The sequence below is a fragment of the Azonexus sp. genome (genome assembly GCF_036170495.1).
In the GTDB taxonomy this organism is placed as follows: domain Bacteria; phylum Pseudomonadota; class Gammaproteobacteria; order Burkholderiales; family Rhodocyclaceae; genus Azonexus.
In genome coordinates, this window is sequence record NZ_JAVHPH010000292.1 from 1 (window position 1) to 1,315 (window position 1,315).

Below are 1,315 nucleotides of genomic sequence, written 5' to 3' on the forward strand. Positions count from 1 at the left end.
TTGCCCTTCGGGCCGTTCACGACGTCGAACGTCACTTTCTGGTTTTCGGCCAGGGTCTTGAAACCGTTGCCTTGAATTGCAGAGAAGTGAGCGAAGAGGTCTTCACCACCTTCGGACGGGGAGATAAAACCAAAACCCTTGGAGTCGTTGAACCACTTAACGGTACCGTTTGCCATTTGATAGCTTCCTAAAATAAAAATACGGGCTTGCGCCACAAAACACGAGAACCAAGACCGAGGAGAGCTGACAAACCGTGGTACGGCGCAGGAACAAAACACTGCCTGGAAATCCCGAGACTCGGAGTATGGGCCAGCATTTGGAATACGCCAAGCCTTTTTTGCAACTTTCTGCAGCGGAGTGCAGAAAATTGCAAATTTCAATATCCCAACGACGCCGGGTTAATTGACGCGCCTGACCGAAGCGCCGAGCTTGGCGAGCTTTTCCTCGATGCGTTCGTAGCCGCGATCCAGGTGATAGATCCGGTCGATGACTGTCTCGCCCTGGGCGACAAGACCGGCAATGACCAGCGATGCCGAGGCGCGCAAATCAGTCGCCATGACGGTAGCGCCTTCCAGATGATCGACACCACGCACGATGGCATTATTGCCTTCAATCTGTATGTTGGCACCAAGGCGCATCAGCTCGTTCACGTGCATGAAGCGGTTTTCGAATATGGTCTCACGTATCGTTGCCACGCCGTCGGCAATGCAGTTGATCGCCATGAACTGAGCCTGCATGTCGGTCGGGAAGGCCGGGTAAGGCGCCGTGCGCAAGCTGACCGCTTTCAGGCGCTGCGGAGCAACGAGGCGGATGGCATCGCGTTCGACGGTGATTTCACAACCGGCATCCATGAGCTTGTCGACGACCGTGTCGAGATAGGCGGCCGAAGTCTTGAGCAGACGGATATCACCGCCGGTCGCCGCCGCCGCACAGAGATAAGTCCCGGTTTCGATGCGGTCAGGCATGATGGCGTGCGTTGCGCCATGCAACTTGTCAACACCCTGAATACGGATGACGTCGGTGCCGGCGCCGGAAATGCGTGCCCCCATCGACACCAGGCAATTGGCCAGATCGACCACTTCCGGCTCGCGCGCCGCGTTTTCGATGATCGTCTCGCCATCGGCCAGACAGGCCGCCATCATGAGGTTTTCGGTACCGGTCACGGTAACCATCTCGGTGCAGATGCGGGCGCCCTTGAGGCGGGTCGCCTTGGCATGGACGTAACCCTGCTCGACCGTAACCTCAGCGCCCATGGCTTGCAGCCCCTTGATGTGCTGATCGACCGGCCGGGCGCCGATGGCGCAGCCGCCGGGCA

The 1,315-nt window shown here is 58.2% G+C and carries 2 protein-coding genes; both read right to left on the reverse strand.

Features of this window, described 5'->3' with window-relative positions:
- On the reverse strand, nt 1–176 hold a 176-nt coding region (locus ADADOO_RS10620; RefSeq protein ID WP_511277419.1), incomplete at its 3' end, for a cold-shock protein.
- A 222-nt stretch (nt 177–398) separates the two neighbouring features.
- The coding region (gene murA / locus ADADOO_RS10625) for a UDP-N-acetylglucosamine 1-carboxyvinyltransferase (RefSeq protein WP_511277394.1) at nt 399–1,315 on the reverse strand (917 nt) is incomplete at its 5' end.